The sequence below is a fragment of the Microcoleus sp. S28C3 genome (genome assembly GCF_036700785.1).
GTDB classification, from domain to species: Bacteria; Cyanobacteriota; Cyanobacteriia; order Cyanobacteriales; family Microcoleaceae; genus Microcoleus; species Microcoleus asticus.
On record NZ_JAUBPO010000127.1, the window covers coordinates 1 to 16,131 of the forward strand.

Below are 16,131 nucleotides of genomic sequence, written 5' to 3' on the forward strand. Positions count from 1 at the left end.
TTTCATTAGTTTTGAATACAAAATGATATTTTGTGATTATTTATTGTACCAAATTACAGCGGGAACCGCTGTATGAGAAATTGTTGGGCAATTACTGTACACAATTCTCAAGGCTCTACTTTCACGGAGGTGGGAATTGATAGCAGTGATATCGGCAGGAAAGTCGCTACTAAATTGCTGTATCTCGCTCAAATTTTGCCTAATCAAAAAGCTCAATTTGTCAAAGAATACCGCGACAGTATTCGAGCGCACAATCAGCTTATGTACGTGAGTTGTAGTCGTGCGAAACACCGGGTGTTTGTTACTAAGTGAACCCATTTTATATTTGGTGAATGGCACTTTTAGAGTTTAAGGGCGATGCCTGTGGCTGGCTACGCCTCCGCCATCGAGTCAGCGCAAGCGCGATCGCCCTTGAAATGTGCTACTTTTTTAATCATACTCAAGGGGGATGACAATAATTATATAACAAGAGAATGGAGTACAATACCAATACGGGACTAAAAGCTGAGAAAATTGTTAGGTTGCGATCGCACTCTTTATCTCACCAAAAAAGTTGCACCAACTTAAAACAGTGCCACACAGACGGAAGTAGTGTCAAAATTTCCCAGAGGATGGTATGAGTTTAACTAGAGCAATTCCAGAACTGGGTCAGTTAGTCAAAGTGCGATCGCGCCAATACGTCGTCACCGACATACGTCCAACGGCCATACCTGTTAATCCCATGCTACCAGGGTTACAGCAGTTGCAAAACCTGGTAATGCTTTCCTCTGTGGAAGATGATGCTTTGGGAGAAGAATTACAGGTAATTTGGGAATTAGAACCGGGGGCTTTTATTCGCGAACGGATGGAACTACCGCCACCTACAGGTTTTGATGAACCCGCTAAATTAGACGCTTTTTTGGATGCGGTACGCTGGGGGGGCGCTTCAACTGCTGATATTCGTACTATACAATCTCCCTTTCGCAGCGGTATTGATATTGAAGATTATCAACTTGACCCCGTTGTGCGTGCCATTCAAATGCCCCGTGTTAACTTACTAATTGCTGATGATGTAGGATTAGGGAAAACCATTGAGGCGGGATTAGTCGCGCAGGAGTTGACAATTCGCCATCGTTGCCGTCGCATTTTGATTATCTGCCCTTCAGCGCTACAAATTCAATGGCGCGACCAAATGCGGGATAAATTTGGTTTAGATTTTCGGATTGTGGATAGTAACTTGATGAAGGAGTTACGGCGTTCTCGCGGGATTCATGTTAATCCTTGGCAGCATTTTCCCAGATTGATTACCTCGATCGATTTTATCAAGCGCGATCGCCCCCTGCGTCTTTTTCGCGAACTCCTCCCCGCCGAAGGCGAACCCCTCTATCCCCGCCGTTTTGACTTGCTGATTGTCGATGAAGCGCACAACGTCGCACCATCCGGCGGCGGAAAATATGCAGTTGACTCGCTCCGAACCACTACAATTAGATTATTAGTTCCTCATTTTGAACACAAATTATTTTTAACCGCAACTCCCCATAACGGTTATCCCGAAAGTTTCACCGCCTTATTAGAATTGTTAGACTCCCAAAGATTTGCTAGGGGTGTTTCTCCTGACAAAAACCAACTGCAAGTTGTCATGGTGCGGCGACTAAAACAGGAGATGCAAAACTGGGATGGTTCGCCTTTATTTCCAGTAAGGAATTTAGCCCCTATTTTAGTAGATTATCCCGCCGGAGAACGGAGGGCGCACGCAGCTTTAAAACATTACACCGAATTACGCGGTAAAGGTGTGGCAGATAATACAGAAAAGTATGCCACTGAATTTGTTTTAAAACTGTTAAAGAAACGCTTGTTTTCTTCACCAGAAGCTTTTGCGATTACCTTAGCCCAGCACGAAAAATCTTTAACTTCTGCCCGTCGTCGGACTGCTACCACTTTATCACGACCAACTGAGGGAATTTTACGCCGTCAATTAGAGCAAGTTGAAGAAGAATTTGCCGATGATGCGGTTTACGAAGAAGCAACCGATGAAGCAATTACTAATACTAGCAGATTGTTTCGCCCACTTTCGCCAGCAGAACAACAATTATTACAAGAAATGCGAGACTGGGCAGAAGATGCTGCCAAACGACCGGATGCCAAAGCTCAAGAGTTATTGAATTGGATTCATACTCAGATCAAACCTAATGGGAAATGGTCGAAAGAACGGGTTATTATTTTCACCGAATATCGCGCCACTCAAAAATGGTTGTATAATTTATTAGCAGCCGAAAGATTAATCGAAGGAGACAGATTGATGACTCTTTATGGCGGCATGGTTTCGGAAGATAGGGAAAAAGTCAAAGCAGCTTTCCAAACCGACCCTGATATTTCCCCTGTGCGGATTTTACTCGCAACTGATGCAGCTTCGGAAGGGTTAGATTTACAGAATTATTGTTCTAAGTTGATTCATTATGAAATTCCTTGGAATCCGAATCGGATGGAACAGCGGAATGGCAGAATTGACCGTCACGGACAAAAAGCTCACGAGGTTTTAGTTTATCATTTTGTCGGAAAAGATTATAAACAAAATTCGGTAACGGGAACTAAACCCGGTGATTTAGAAGGTGATTTAGAATTTTTAATGCGGGCGGCATTAAAAGTTAATAATATCAGAGAAGATTTGGGTAAAGTGGGTATGGTGATTGCCCAGCAAGTAGAAGAAGCAATGTTAGGATATCGGACTACTTTAGATACTAGCAAATCTGAACGGGAATCGGAACCTGTGCGACGGATGTTAAAGTTTGAGCGCAAAGTCAGAGAACAGATTGATAAATTGCGGGAACAATTAAACGAAACTCGCCAGAATTTACGGTTGACTCCTGATAATATAGAATCAGTAGTAAAAATTGGGTTAGAATTAGCAGAACAACCGCCACTGATAGAAACTCAGATAGCAGGTTTAAATGGAAAAGCTTTTTATTTACCAGCCCTAAAAAGCAGTTGGGCGATGTGTAGCGAAGGGTTAGCCCATCCCCATACCAAGGCGATTCGTCCGATTGTTTTTGACCCGGAATTAGCCCAGGGTAAAGATAATGTGGTGTTAGCACATTTGAATCATCGGTTAGTACAAATGTGTTTGCGTTTGTTGCGGGCTGAAGTGTGGTCTGGGGAGGAAAGAAAATGCTTGCATCGCGTGACGGCGAGGTTAGTTTCTGCTAGTTCGGGGTTGGAAACTCCGGCGGTGGTTGCTTATGGTAGATTGGTGATTTTAGGAACCGACCAACAACGGTTACATGAAGAGGTGATTACGGCGGGGGGAATGTTGAAGGATGGGAAATTTACCCGGTTAAAAGTGATGCAATTGCAAGGGGCGTTAAATGCAGTTTTACCAGACGCAGCGCCAGATAGCGTTCAACAAAAATTAGCAAATTTTTGGCCGAATTATGCCGATGAATTGCTGAAAAGTTTGCAGGCGCGGATGAGTGATAGAACTGCTAGTTTACAGCGGGATTTGCAGAACCGGGCTGATAAAGAGGTGGCGGATATTACGGCTATTTTAACTGAGTTAAAGCTTAGTATTGAAAAAGAGTTTGTTGAACCGGAGTTTAAGCAATTGGAGTTATTTAATACGGAGGAAAAGGCACAATTTGAGCGAAATGTCAATAGTTTAAAGTTGAGGATTGAGCAAATTCCTCGCGAGATTGAACAGGAAACGGATCTGATTAGGGCGAGATTTGCTAATCCAACGCCGCGATTGTTTCCTTTGGCGGTGACATATTTAGTTCCGCAGAAACTTGTGAGGTAAATTAATATCAATAAAGGCACTGAAGTGCCTACTACAAACAAGTTCGTAGTAAGCACTTTAGTGCAAATGGAGATAAAACAAATGGCGTACAGCGATTTTAAGTTAAATGAAGTAAGTCAACGGTTTGGATTGACGGTAAATGAAGCGTCGGGAATGTTTGCGGATGTACCGGAAGCAGAATGTAGCGATTTACTGGTGACAATTCTAGGTGAAAATGTTGATTTGGCGGTGGCGATTAATACGGAAAAAGCCCGTTCAGAAATGATTATTAGTTTAGTTTTGTTAGAGATTAGGCGCAAATTTAAGGGTCAAATTAGCTTGTTTTCGGGGGTAGACTTTCCGGTTGATGTTCAACAAGGTTTAAATGGCATTTGTGATTTTATCATTAGTTCATCGAAAGAACAGTTATTTGTTCGCGCCCCGGTAATTACGCTGGTGGAGACGAACAATGAAAGCTTAAAATCGGGGTTGGCGCAGTGTATTGCGGAAATGGTAGCAGCACAGTTATTTAACGAACAACAAGGAAATCAACTTAAAAGTATTTATGGAGTCATCACCATCGGCACGATTTGGCAATTTTTCAAGTTACAGGATAAAGTAATTTCGATCGATTTAAGCGAATATTATATTAAGGATATCAAGAAAATTTTAGGTATCTTAGTCAGCGCCATTCAACAGCAATAAAAACCTATTCCCCATTACCCATCATGTCTACCGCACGTCACCACGCTGAATGGTTATCTCTGGTTGAAGCTTCCGGGCCTTTTTTAAGTTTACCGGTATTGCTGAAAGTGTTTCCCAGTGGGTTAGATGCCCATGACTCGGAACATTTTAAGCTGTTACGGTTAGCTTATGAAGAATGGCAGGATAATCAACTGGGGGCGCGTCCTGAAAAGGCGATTCATCGCGCTTGGGTGGAATTTGTTTTGCGGCAGACTTTGGAATTGCCGGAGGAGGTATTGTTAGAAGGGCAGCGCATTCCGCCTGGGTTGCAAACCACTGTTGCACAACAGGGCGAAGTTCTCCGGCCAGATTGGGTAATTGTTAATCCTCAAGAAACACCTAATGCAGGGACACCCCGGCTATTAGTTCAGATTGTACCTCCGGAACAGGATTTGGAGAAACCTTTGGCAGGACAGCGCTGGAAAGCAAGTCCCGCGACTCGGATGATGGAATTATTGCACGCTGGTAATGTGCGGTTGGGGTTAGTAACTAATGGCGAACATTGGATGTTAGTTAATGCGCCTAGAGGTGAAACCACGGGTTTTATTTCTTGGTACGGGACGCTGTGGTTGGAAGAACATTTGACGTTGCGGGCGTTTCGCAGTTTGTTGGGGGTGAGGCGGTTTTTTGGGGTGGATGACTCGGAAATACTGGAAACTTTGCTAACTCAAAGTATTAGCGACCAGCAAGAAGTTACTGACCAATTGGGTTATCAGGTACGGCGGGCGGTAGAGGTGCTGGTACAGGCATTAGACCGCATCGACCAAGATAGAAATCGCACTCTCTTGCAAGATATTTCGGAACCTCAGCTTTACGAAGCGGCGCTGACGGTGATGATGCGTCTGGTGTTTCTGTTTTCAGCGGAGGAACGGAAGTTGATTCCTTCGGCGGGGGGAGAAGCGCTTTATCACGAATATTATGCGGTTTCTACCATTTCCGCTAAGTTGCGCAGCGATGCGGATAAGTTTGGCGAGGAGGTGTTGGAACGCCGCAGCGATGCCTGGTGTCGGTTGTTGGCGACGTTTCGCGCTGTGCATGGGGGAATTTGCCACGATTTACTGGATATTCCGGCCTATGGCGGCAGTTTGTTCGACCCGGACAGATTCCCGTTTTTGGAGGGGCGAGTGCGGGGAACTCGCTGGCAAGAGATTTCTGCTGAACCTATCCCGGTGAACAATCGGATTGTGTTGCATTTGTTGGAAGCGTTGCAAATTTTGCAAATCAGAGTGGGCGGGACGCTGGAACCGCGCCGGCTTTCGTTTCGGGCGCTGGATATTGAGCAAATCGGTCATGTCTATGAAGGCTTGCTCGACCATACGGCAGTCCGGGCAATGTCTCCGGTTTTAGGATTGATTGGGACGCGGGAACGGGAACCTGAGGTGGCGCTTTGGGAGTTGGAACGGCTGCAAGCCAAGGGCGAGGAGGATTTGGTCAAATTTGTCAAAGAGCAGTCGAATAAGTCCCCTGCGGCGCTGCGTAAGGCTCTCTCAGTGGTGATTTTGCCAAGGGTGCAGGAGCGGTTGCGGGCGGCTTGCAATAATGATGGGGAATTGTATCAGCGCGTTTTGCCGTTTGCCGGATTGATTCGCCTGGACACGCTGGAGTACCCAATGGTGATTCCAGAGGGCAGTGTCTACGTCACCCAAGGTTCAAATCGTCGGGAAACGGGGACGCATTATACACCGCGCAGTTTAACTGAACCTATCGTGCAATATACCCTGGAACCGTTGGTTTATGAAGGGGTGGCAGAGGGGAAGCCGAAGGAAGAGTGGCGACTCAAGTCAGCGAAGGAGTTACTGCAACTCAAAGTCTGCGATATGGCGATGGGGAGTGGGGCGTTTTTGGTGCAGACTTGTCGCTATTTGGCGGAACGTTTGGTGGAGGCGTGGGAAGGGTTGGAACGGGAAAATCCGGGGAAAGTAGTGATTGCGCCGGAGGGGACTTTATCTAAGTTCCGTCCTGATGAGTGTCCGATTCCTAAAGATAGTGATGAACGGTTGACGGTGGCGCGGCGGATTGTGGCGGAACGCTGTCTTTATGGAGTAGATAAAAATTCTCTGGCGGTGGAGATGGCGAAGTTATCGCTGTGGTTGATTACGTTAGCAAAAGCGCGTCCGTTCACGTTTTTAGATCATGCCTTCAAGTGGGGGGATTCGCTGGTTGGGGTGAATTTGGAACAGTTGCGCTACTGGAATTTAGACACGACTGGTACGCCTGCTTTGTTTGCGGATAAGATTCGCCGGGAGGTTGAACAGGTGATTGAGTTGCGGCGGCAAATTGCAGCAAAACCAGGGATGACGGCGCAAGACCAAACCGAGAAGGCTTATTTGTTGGCGAAGGCAAATGCTGTTGCCAATGATTTGCGCGATGGCTGCGATTTGCTGGTTGCTAGTTATTTTAACGATTTGTCTGAGGCGGAACGAGAGGGGTTAAGGCAAACGCTGTTAACGGTGTTTCGGGATGGGGCGAGTGTTTCTGAAAAGGTGCGTCAGGTGCTGCCAGATTTGGAAAAGTTGCGCCCGTTTCACTGGGAGTTGGAGTTTCCAGAGGTGTTTTTGGGTGAGGGACGGGGTGGATTTGATGCGATTGTTGGAAATCCACCGTTTATGGGTGGATGGAAGATCACGGGTATATTGGGTACAGAGTACAGAGGATTTCTCTTAAAAAGAGTAGCAGATGGGAAAAAAGGTGCCGCTGATCTATGTGCTTACTTCTTTTTAAAAGGAGAACAGATACTTAAAATTAATGCTAGTTTTGGTCTAATAGCTACGAATACATTAACTCAGGGAGATAGTCGTGAAGTTGGTTTAGATCAGTTAGTTTCAAAAAGATGTATAATTATTCGTGCTGTTTCTAGCCAAAAATGGCCTGGAAATGCTAGTTTAGAAGTTGTTAAAGTATGGCTTTATAAAGGGATTTGGAAAGGTAAGTTTATACTAGATGAAAAAAGCGCATTAGGAATCACATCATTTTTAACAATTCCTGGCAATACAATAGGAAAGCCTTATAAATTAGTAACTAACATAGATAAATCATTCAAAGGTTCAGACGTTTATGGAATGGGTTTTCTGTTAACACCTGAAGAAGCTAAGTATTTAATTCAAAAAGATTCTCGGAATGAAGAGGTTTTATTTCCTTATTTAGGTGGTCAAGATTTAAATTTTTCTCCAGATCAATCTCCGAGTAGATGGGTCATTAACTTTAAATGCTGGCCTTTGGATGCTGAAAATGATGATCCAAATGAGCCTAAAGGACCACCCTATGCAAGTGATTATCCAGACTGTTTAGCAATTGTAGAACAAAAAGTCAAACCTGAGCGAGAAGCTTTAAAAAATACTCCTGATAGTCGCAAACTTAAACAATTATGGTGGCAATTTAGCAGAACAAGACCCGAGCTTTATTCTGTAATTGCAGATATGAAGAGGGTATTAGCAAGAGCAAGAATTGCTAATATCCACTCCATAGCTTATATACCAAGAGGCTGGATATATAACGAAAAGGTAGTCCTTTTCCCTAATTGCTCATTTGCGCTCATCCAGTCAACAATTCATGAAATTTGGGCAAGAGAGTATAGCTCTAGCTTACGAAATGATATGCAGTATACTGCATCAGATTGCTTTGAAACCTTCCCCTTCCCCTCATCAACCTCAAACCTAGAAGAAATTGGCGAAAAATATTACACCCACCGCCAATCCATCATGCTTTCTCGCCAAGAAGGATTAACCAAAACCTACAACCGCTTCCACAACCCGGACGAAACCGCCGCCGATATTCAACAACTGCGAGAATTGCACGTAGAAATGGATAACGCCGTTGCCGCCGCCTACGGTTGGCAAGACATAGACTTAGGGCATGACTTCCACCAAACCAAACAAGGATTGCGCTACACCATCAGCGAAACCGCACGGCGGGAAGTGCTAGATAGACTCTTGCTGCTAAATCACGAACGCTACGACGAAGAAGTCGCCCAAGGGTTGCACGATAAAGGGAAGAAAAAGGGGAAAAGTGGGGGAAAAACTGCTAAAAAACAGGTGTCATCTGAGGGACAGTTAAGCTTATTTTGATTAGCAGATGAAACAAACGTTCGTAGTAGGGACTGAAGTCCCTTTAGCACTTTAGTGCTTACTACAAACGTAAAATGTTCGTAGTAGGGACTTTAGTCCCTCTAGCACTTTAGTGCTTACTACGAAATTTATTCTACTTTTAGCCCACTGCATAATCACTCATTTCCCGCATGAAAGGAGGATAAAAACCTAACACAATATCTTGTTTTGGTACACCCAAATTGACTAAATCTGCTGCAATATCATGTTCTGTTGAATTGTAAAAAATCCAGATTTTCTCATTGCGAATATCAAGATGTATTATACAATCATGTACCCAGCGTTTATGCTGCCAACCCAGATGCACAATTTGATAGTGATTTCGCTGTGTATCAAAGATAGTTTCAACTTCAATATCACCATAAGCTGGCTTAATTTCTGCGTACTCCATCAATAATTGCTGTACAATTTGCTGATAGTTGGTTAATTGATCCGTTAGTTTTTCCATTGTGAAATTTGCTCCAGTTCAATGTCGTAAATAATCAATTTTACGGAATTTTCTTGCAGCATTGATGCTGGAAAATCACGTTGAAAGAAGCTGTTATAGATTAAATCGGGTATGGCTAAATAGAGAATGCGATCGGGTTCTTCACGACGCAATGCAGCCCGATAGTTAATAAACTGCCCCAGTGCTGTATGAAACTCAGAAATTGCCGATGCACTAGCTAAAAAACTTTTGACTTCCACCGCAATTTTCTCATTTCCTCGCTCTGCTGCCAGTAATCTTTCTGCCCCCAAGTCAATTTCCATATCTACACCACCCACTTTAATTTTAAGTGGATCGTGAGTAACATTCCACCCATCCTTAGTAAGAGCAGTTTTAACAACTTGATGAAAACGATCCTTAGCCACAATAGACGATTTGATATAAAGGTGCAATTTAAAACTATCACATTTAGTGAAAGATGGTGCGTTAAGCGTAGCCGTGACGCACCCTATGTATTTAAATGTGGTATTATGCTAAAATGCTAAATTGCTAATTTATGAATATTACAAAATATTGCAATGTTATGAATATTATCCAACTTCCTGCTATACTACCTGGCAACTTAGACCTCGCAGCGATTAACGAACAGTTAAAAAATGGGAATACTCAATTAGATTGGAGTAGCGTAGTTTCTGTCAAAGAAGAAGATTTGGCAATATTATTAAATGGTTTTAGCGATCTTGATAGTGAGGTGATTGATTCAGAAAATTCTACGATGTCAGATAATATTGCTCGAAAAGTTGGAGAGTTTCTTAATAACCATCTAAATAGTGAAAACAATAACCATCTAAATAGTGAAAACAATAATTATCCAAATAGTGAAAACAATAACCATCCAAATAGTGAAAACAATCATCCTTCTATTATACCACCCCCAAGTTATTATCAAATTCGGAAAAAATTAGAAGAAGCAATATTAAATGATTTACTCGGCCCTGCGGGGAAAGAGTATGAAGAAATAGACGAAATGCGAGTTAGCGATCGCTACCTCGTCGGATTAATCGCACCTAGCGATCGCCATATTGTACCCGAAGAACTCGAAGAAACGCCCGAACAAATGGATGAATTAGCCATTTCCGGTAGCGGTACTTTAGAAGAAGGCACAACCGAAAGTAACATTCTCCCTGCCGAGAAAATGTTTCCCTCCGCAATTGGCATGACTTTTTGTGTTGATGGAAATGCCAAAGCAATTAAAGTAAAAGCAGGGTGGGGACAATACGAAAAAGGGAAAAGCGAAAGCGCCAAAACTTCGACTGGCGAAGCAAAAACCTTGTGGCGGCGCTACCCGATTCGAGGAACCTCACCGGATATTATCTTAAAAGTAGGTACGATTAATCCTTGGCAAATCGATCCAGAAAAAGCAGTATTTGTTCAAGGTCAAATTCGCCAACAGCATCAAGATTGGATTGTGACTGTCTTCTTAGTTAATGGACAAAAAGAACCGGAAATTAGACGCGATAGCGCTTGGTTATTTCAACCAGAATTAAGCGTTGAGTCTGCCGACCCCAAATATCCCGAGATTTTCATTAAACGGCGGCTGAAACGCCAACTCGGTAAACTCAACCCCGTCTTATTTGCCGAAGAACAAGCAATGGCGATGCAGTACCGCAACTGCATAGAATTTGCCGTCGGACACGGGACAGGCGTACACGCGGAACTTTTAGGCGGAAAGTGCGATGGGGAAGCCAGCCAAAGGCATCGGGCTATCCGCCTTGAAACTAAAGTCGTTCCCGCCTACGAAATACCCCAAACTACGCCGCCAACTATTGAGGAAATACCGGGACTGGCGGGATTAATTTTAGATATGAAAGAACTTGCAGAAATTCCCGATTTATCAACTGCTTTAAGTTCTTTAACTATTGCTTATAGTGAATGGATTACCCAACAAACTGCGAAAATTGCCGACTCCACCGCTGATTTAGAGGATTATCAGGATGCGGCAAAATCGGCATTGGCAAATTGTCAAATAACTTGCGATCGGATTCAAGCAGGAATCACGTTATTACAAACAGATTCTCAGGCTGCTGAAGCGTTCCAATTTATGAATGTCGCCATGTGGAAACAGCGGATTCACTCAATTTATGCAGAAAATAAACGGCGCGGCGAAGCCAGCGAATGGGATAATATTGATATTCCCAAGAATCGCACCTGGCGACCGTTTCAGTTAGCTTTTATCCTGCTAAATCTTCCCAGTATCACCGAATTAGACCACCCCGATCGATGTCATCCCACAGATGCGATCGCAGATTTACTTTGGTTCCCCACCGGCGGCGGTAAAACCGAAGCCTATCTAGGATTAACAGCCTACACCATTGGACTGAGAAGATTGCAAGGAGATATTGCCGGACGTTCCGGCGCAGCAGGCGTTGCTGTCCTCATGCGCTACACCCTCCGCCTCTTAACATTACAACAATTTCAACGCGCCACAACCTTAATTTGTGCCTGCGAAGAAATCCGCCGCCAAGATGAAAATAAATGGGGAAAAGAACCGTTTAGAATTGGGTTATGGGTAGGGATGAAAACCACACCAAACCGAACCGAACAAAGCAATGAATTTCTCAAACAAAAACTCGGACAATACCAACCCACTAGCAGCGGTTCCCCCCATCAATTAACTAACTGTCCTTGGTGTGGTTCTCAAATTAACCCAGGCAAACAACATATTAAAGTAGAATCCTTTGCCAAAGGATCAGGACGCACTTTAATTTACTGCGGTGATGCTTTAGGCAAATGTTTATTTACCCAAAAACAATCTCCCACCGAAGGTTTACCCATTGTAGTTGTAGATGAAGAAATCTATCGTCGCTTGCCAACATTAGTCATAGCAACTGTTGACAAATTTGCCCAAATGCCCTGGAATGGTGCTGTACAAATGCTATTCGGACAAGTAGACGGATATTGCAGCCGTCACGGTTTCCGTTCTCCTGAAATCGAAGACACAGACTCTCACCCCAGTAAATACGGACTCCCTACTGCTAAAACTATTTCGACTAATGCCTTGAGGCCGCCAGATTTAATTATTCAAGATGAATTGCACTTAATTAGTGGCGCTTTGGGAACCCTAGTCGGACTGTATGAAACCGCCGTAGATCAACTGGCCTCCTGGGAAGTCAACGGTAAAATAGTCCGTCCCAAAGTAATCGCTTCCACTGCGACGATTAGACAGGCGCGCGACCAAGTACATAACCTATTTTTGCGCCAAGTACAAGTTTTCCCCCCCCAAGGATTAGATATTGAAGATAACTTCTTTTCCTGTCAGCGTCCGCCTTCAGAGGATTATCCCGGTCGGCGATATTTGGGGATTTGTGCCACAGGAAGGCGATTAAAAGCAGCATTAATTCGCGTTTATACAGCAGTATTGGCCGCCTCTCAAGATTTGTTTGAAGACTATGGCGATGTGGTTGACCCTTGGATGACCTTAGTGGGTTATTTTAATTCAATGCGGGAATTAGGAGGAACTCGGCGTTTAGTGGATGATGACATTCAATCTCGCTTAGCAAAAACCGACCGCAGAGGGTTAGCAAAACGTCTGAGACTCGAAGTAGAAGAATTGACCTCGCGCAAAAATTCTACCGATATTCCCATCGTATTAAATTGGTTAGAAACTCCTTTTTCCTCAGAGAAGTCCACCAAAAATAACAATCGTAAACCGTTAGATGTTTTACTAGCTACTAACATGATTTCTGTTGGCGTAGACGTAAAACGTTTAGGCGTAATGGTAGTGACAGGTCAACCCAAAAACACTGCTGAATACATCCAAGCAACCTCGCGGGTAGGGCGAAGTTTCCCCGGTTTAGTATTTACTGTTTATAACTGGGCACGACCGAGAGATTTATCTCATTATGAGCAATTTGAACATTATCATGCTACCTTCTATCAGCACGTTGAAGCCCTCTCAATTACTCCTTTTGCTCCCCGCGCCATTGACCGAGGGTTAGCTGCTTTATTCGTTTCTTTAGTGCGTTTGGCAGGTAGCGAATTAAACGCGAATGATAAAGCCGGTAGGATTTCTCGCCATCATCCTTATGTGGAAGCTGCTATTAATGCGATTTGCGATCGGGCTTTGGCAGTAGGAGATACTAAGACCCGCGATTTAGTAAAACAAGAATTAGAAGCTAAATTAGACTATTGGTTAGCAGAAGCGGATACAACGGGAGGAAAAGTATTAGGATATCAGACTAAAAAAGATGGGGTGACAATGGGATTATTAGAACAACCAGGACAAAGCAATTGGCAATCATTTACTTGTTTAAATTCCTTGCGAAATGTTGAACCAAATATTGGATTAATTTTAGACGATCGCATCCCCGATGATGACGATCGTCCAATACAATCAATGAGTGAAACTACCCCAATTGATTTAAACTTTTAGAAGCAATCCCCCACGATTCACTTGTCAGCCGACGGGCGGGCGCGCCGTCGGCACAACCGCTAGATATTTGCACAAATCATTTAGGTTCGCCATATATTAGTTAATACAATGACAACAAATCAATTCTCTTCTAAAAACAAAGTCGGCGAACTCCGACCCAGCCAAATTTTATTTTCTTCAGGCATTGGTTCTATTGTAGATTTACCCAACTTATCAACTATGGTAATGGGATTAGATGATTGGGAACTCACTCACGCCTCAGAATTAGGAGAAGCCCGGTTACTAGCAGCAGTGCAAAAAGAAATCGGTACTCAAGTCAAAAAACTGCTAACGCCACCTATATCTCAATCAAACAACCTTATCCCTAACTTATTTGATGAAAGCGCCAAAGTAGGAATTCCAGTCTCACCTTTCCCCACCTGGGTAGTTTGTCCCCAATGTCGATTACTCGCCCCTTTAAGAGCGGGGCTATTTGAGTTAAAAACCGACCGCCATCGACCCGACCAAAATCGCTACATTCATAGGAATTGCCGCAATTTTTCTCCAACAGCCATCCCTGCGAGATTTTTAGTAGCTTGTCAACACGGACACTTAGATGATTTTCCCTGGCGCTACTTCGTTCATAGAGGTAACAGTAATTGCAAAGGTTCTCTGCGTCTCTATGAATATGGTATCTCTGGGTCTGCCACCGATATTGAAGTAAAATGCGATGGTTGCAGTAAATCTCGTCGGCTGTCCGATGCCTTTGGCGAACTTGGTAAAATGAATATGCCTCAGTGTCGCGGCCGCCATCCCCATTTACGCAACTTTGCAGAAGATGGATGTACCAAACAAATGAAAAGTATCTTACTCGGTGCATCCAATAGCTGGTTTCCTATCACCCTTTCCGTACTCTCGATTCCCACTACTATTAATCAACTGGGGCAACTGGTTAATAAACATTGGGCTGTGTTAGAAAAAGCTATTACAATTGACATTTTAGCTGCTTTCCGCCAAATCGGTCAACTAAAAGAATTTGCTAAATATTCAGATGCCGAAATCTGGAAAGAAATTTTACAAAAACGTCAAGAAACAGGTGAAACCGAATGCCTCGACGTGAAAGATATCAAAACCCCAGAATGGCAAGTTTTTTCTAATGCCGATACCAGTTTGAATAGCGCTGACTTTTGGTTAACACCCGTCGCCGCCCCTGATGGCTACGAAGCTTATTTTGAAAAAGTTGTCTTAGTAGAACGCTTGCGAGAAGTTCGTGCTTTAGTTGGTTTTACTCGTATTGAATCTCCTGGTGACTATGCTGAAACAGGAGAATTACCCGAAGAATACTGGGCTCCTTTGAGTCGTTCTGAACCTACATGGGTGCCAGCTTCAGAAGTGCGCGGCGAAGGTATTTTTATGCAGTTTCAAGAAGAAAAACTACAAAAATGGTTATCCAGTACACCTGGATTAAAAACTTACGAACAACAAAGCTTAGAAGCCCATCGTCGTTGGCGCAGGGCGCGTTCCTTAGATCCTGAGACTAATTTCCCCGGTATTCGTTATATTTTACTTCATTCCTTCGCTCATGCTTTGATGCGACAATTAGTAATAGAATGTGGTTACAATGCTGCTAGTTTGCGGGAACGCATTTACTCAAAAGATCCGAATGAAGATAATGGCCCAATGGCTGGTGTCTTGATTTATACAGCCGCACCCGATAGCGAAGGTACGCTAGGAGGATTAGTCAGTTTAGGGGAACCAGGTACTTTTGGCCGTCATATCGACCAAGCTTTAGAACAAATTGGTTTATGTGCTTCTGACCCTTTATGTGCGGAACATAGCCCCTTACAAAATACAACTTCTTTGCATTGGGCGGCTTGTCATGCTTGTTTATTTAGTCCTGAAACCTCCTGCGAACGAGGAAATAAATATCTCGATCGCACTTTGTTAATTCCTACTATGAATGCTGATTTATCAGAATTAGCTTTCTTTCAATAATCTTATATAGTAATCCTTGCAGGAGTCGTAAATTTTTTACCCCACCCCAGCCCTCCCCGATGCCTTGGGGAGGGAGTAAGAAATTCACAAAGGATTTAGGATTGATTGCTATATCTAAAGTCAATTAATAAGCTGCTAATGCGAGCTATTCTCTGGGCAGCTAGCGCTGCCCCCGCTTAGCAGCTATTTTAACGCACAAAGATGCAAACCAAATCCCACACCGCGACAGCTAAAAGCCGAAAAAAAGAGAGCGGATTTTCCAAAATTAAACCAAAGGCAAGTGTTCCCTTAGAACAAACCGAACCTTTGGTCGAAGATGAACTAAAAGTTGAAGAAAAATCCGATCGCAATTCCTCCAATAGCGCAGGCGATTCTCCCCAGCTTTTGCCAGCAGAAATTAAGCTTGTCTGCACGCAAGACAATTTAGCCAACCATCTCGAACTTGTCAGCAAAGCTGTCCCAGCAAAACCCACCCACCCCGTGTTAGGAAATGTCCTCTTGGTCGCTTGCAAAAAAACGCAGCGAGTCCAACTCAGCGTTTTCGACATGAGCTTGGCCATTCAAACATCCTTTGATGCCAAAGTGATATCTCCCGGCGACATGACCATTCCTGTCGGACTTCTCAGTAGACCTCTTGCGAAATTCTCAGGCGATCGCTAATTTATCTTCAAAGAAAGTTCATAATTATAAATACCAGCAATCA

General features: G+C 43.7%; 9 protein-coding genes. 7 read left to right on the plus strand and 2 right to left on the minus strand.

Annotation, left to right across the window (positions count from 1 at the left end):
- Window positions 1–72 precede the first annotated feature (72 nt).
- From QUA13_RS27750 to QUA13_RS27765, 4 genes are all read left to right on the plus strand, one after another.
- Window positions 73–312 (plus strand): hypothetical protein, encoded by a 240-nt coding sequence (locus tag QUA13_RS27750; RefSeq protein ID WP_333203726.1) that lies wholly within the window; start codon window positions 73–75, stop codon window positions 310–312.
- A gap of 304 nt (window positions 313–616) precedes the next feature.
- Window positions 617–3,769: a DISARM system SNF2-like helicase DrmD gene (drmD, locus tag QUA13_RS27755; RefSeq protein ID WP_333203728.1), complete on the plus strand. Its 3,153-nt coding sequence runs from the start codon at window positions 617–619 to the stop codon at window positions 3,767–3,769.
- Window positions 3,770–3,850: 81 nt separating this feature from the next.
- Window positions 3,851–4,453: a hypothetical protein gene (locus QUA13_RS27760; protein WP_333203740.1), complete on the plus strand. Its 603-nt coding sequence runs from the start codon at window positions 3,851–3,853 to the stop codon at window positions 4,451–4,453.
- A gap of 23 nt (window positions 4,454–4,476) precedes the next feature.
- A complete protein-coding gene (locus QUA13_RS27765) occupies window positions 4,477–8,556 on the plus strand; it encodes an Eco57I restriction-modification methylase domain-containing protein (RefSeq protein WP_333203730.1) in 4,080 nt (1,359 codons plus the stop codon).
- A 139-nt stretch (window positions 8,557–8,695) separates the two neighbouring features.
- Here QUA13_RS27765 and QUA13_RS27770 read toward each other — a convergent pair whose 3' ends face one another.
- On the minus strand, window positions 8,696–9,043 hold the full coding sequence (locus tag QUA13_RS27770) for a XisI protein (protein WP_333203732.1): 348 nt from the start codon (window positions 9,041–9,043) through the stop codon (window positions 8,696–8,698).
- A complete protein-coding gene (locus tag QUA13_RS27775; protein WP_332968503.1) occupies window positions 9,031–9,447 on the minus strand; it encodes an element excision factor XisH family protein in 417 nt (138 codons plus the stop codon). The genes QUA13_RS27770 and QUA13_RS27775 overlap by 13 nt, the downstream gene beginning before the upstream one ends.
- A gap of 158 nt (window positions 9,448–9,605) precedes the next feature.
- Here QUA13_RS27775 and drmA point away from each other — a divergent pair, with 158 nt between their 5' ends.
- From drmA to QUA13_RS27790, 3 genes are all read left to right on the plus strand, one after another.
- The gene (drmA, locus tag QUA13_RS27780) at window positions 9,606–13,454 is read left to right on the plus strand and encodes a DISARM system helicase DrmA (RefSeq protein ID WP_333203735.1); all 3,849 of its coding nucleotides are present in this window, start codon (window positions 9,606–9,608) and stop codon (window positions 13,452–13,454) included.
- A 108-nt stretch (window positions 13,455–13,562) separates the two neighbouring features.
- On the plus strand, window positions 13,563–15,428 hold the full coding sequence (locus QUA13_RS27785) for a DUF1998 domain-containing protein (RefSeq protein ID WP_333203737.1): 1,866 nt from the start codon (window positions 13,563–13,565) through the stop codon (window positions 15,426–15,428).
- Window positions 15,429–15,629: 201 nt separating this feature from the next.
- Complete coding sequence (locus tag QUA13_RS27790) at window positions 15,630–16,088, plus strand: hypothetical protein (protein ID WP_333203739.1); 459 nt, start codon at window positions 15,630–15,632, stop codon at window positions 16,086–16,088.
- The last annotated feature ends 43 nt before the right edge of the window (window positions 16,089–16,131 follow it).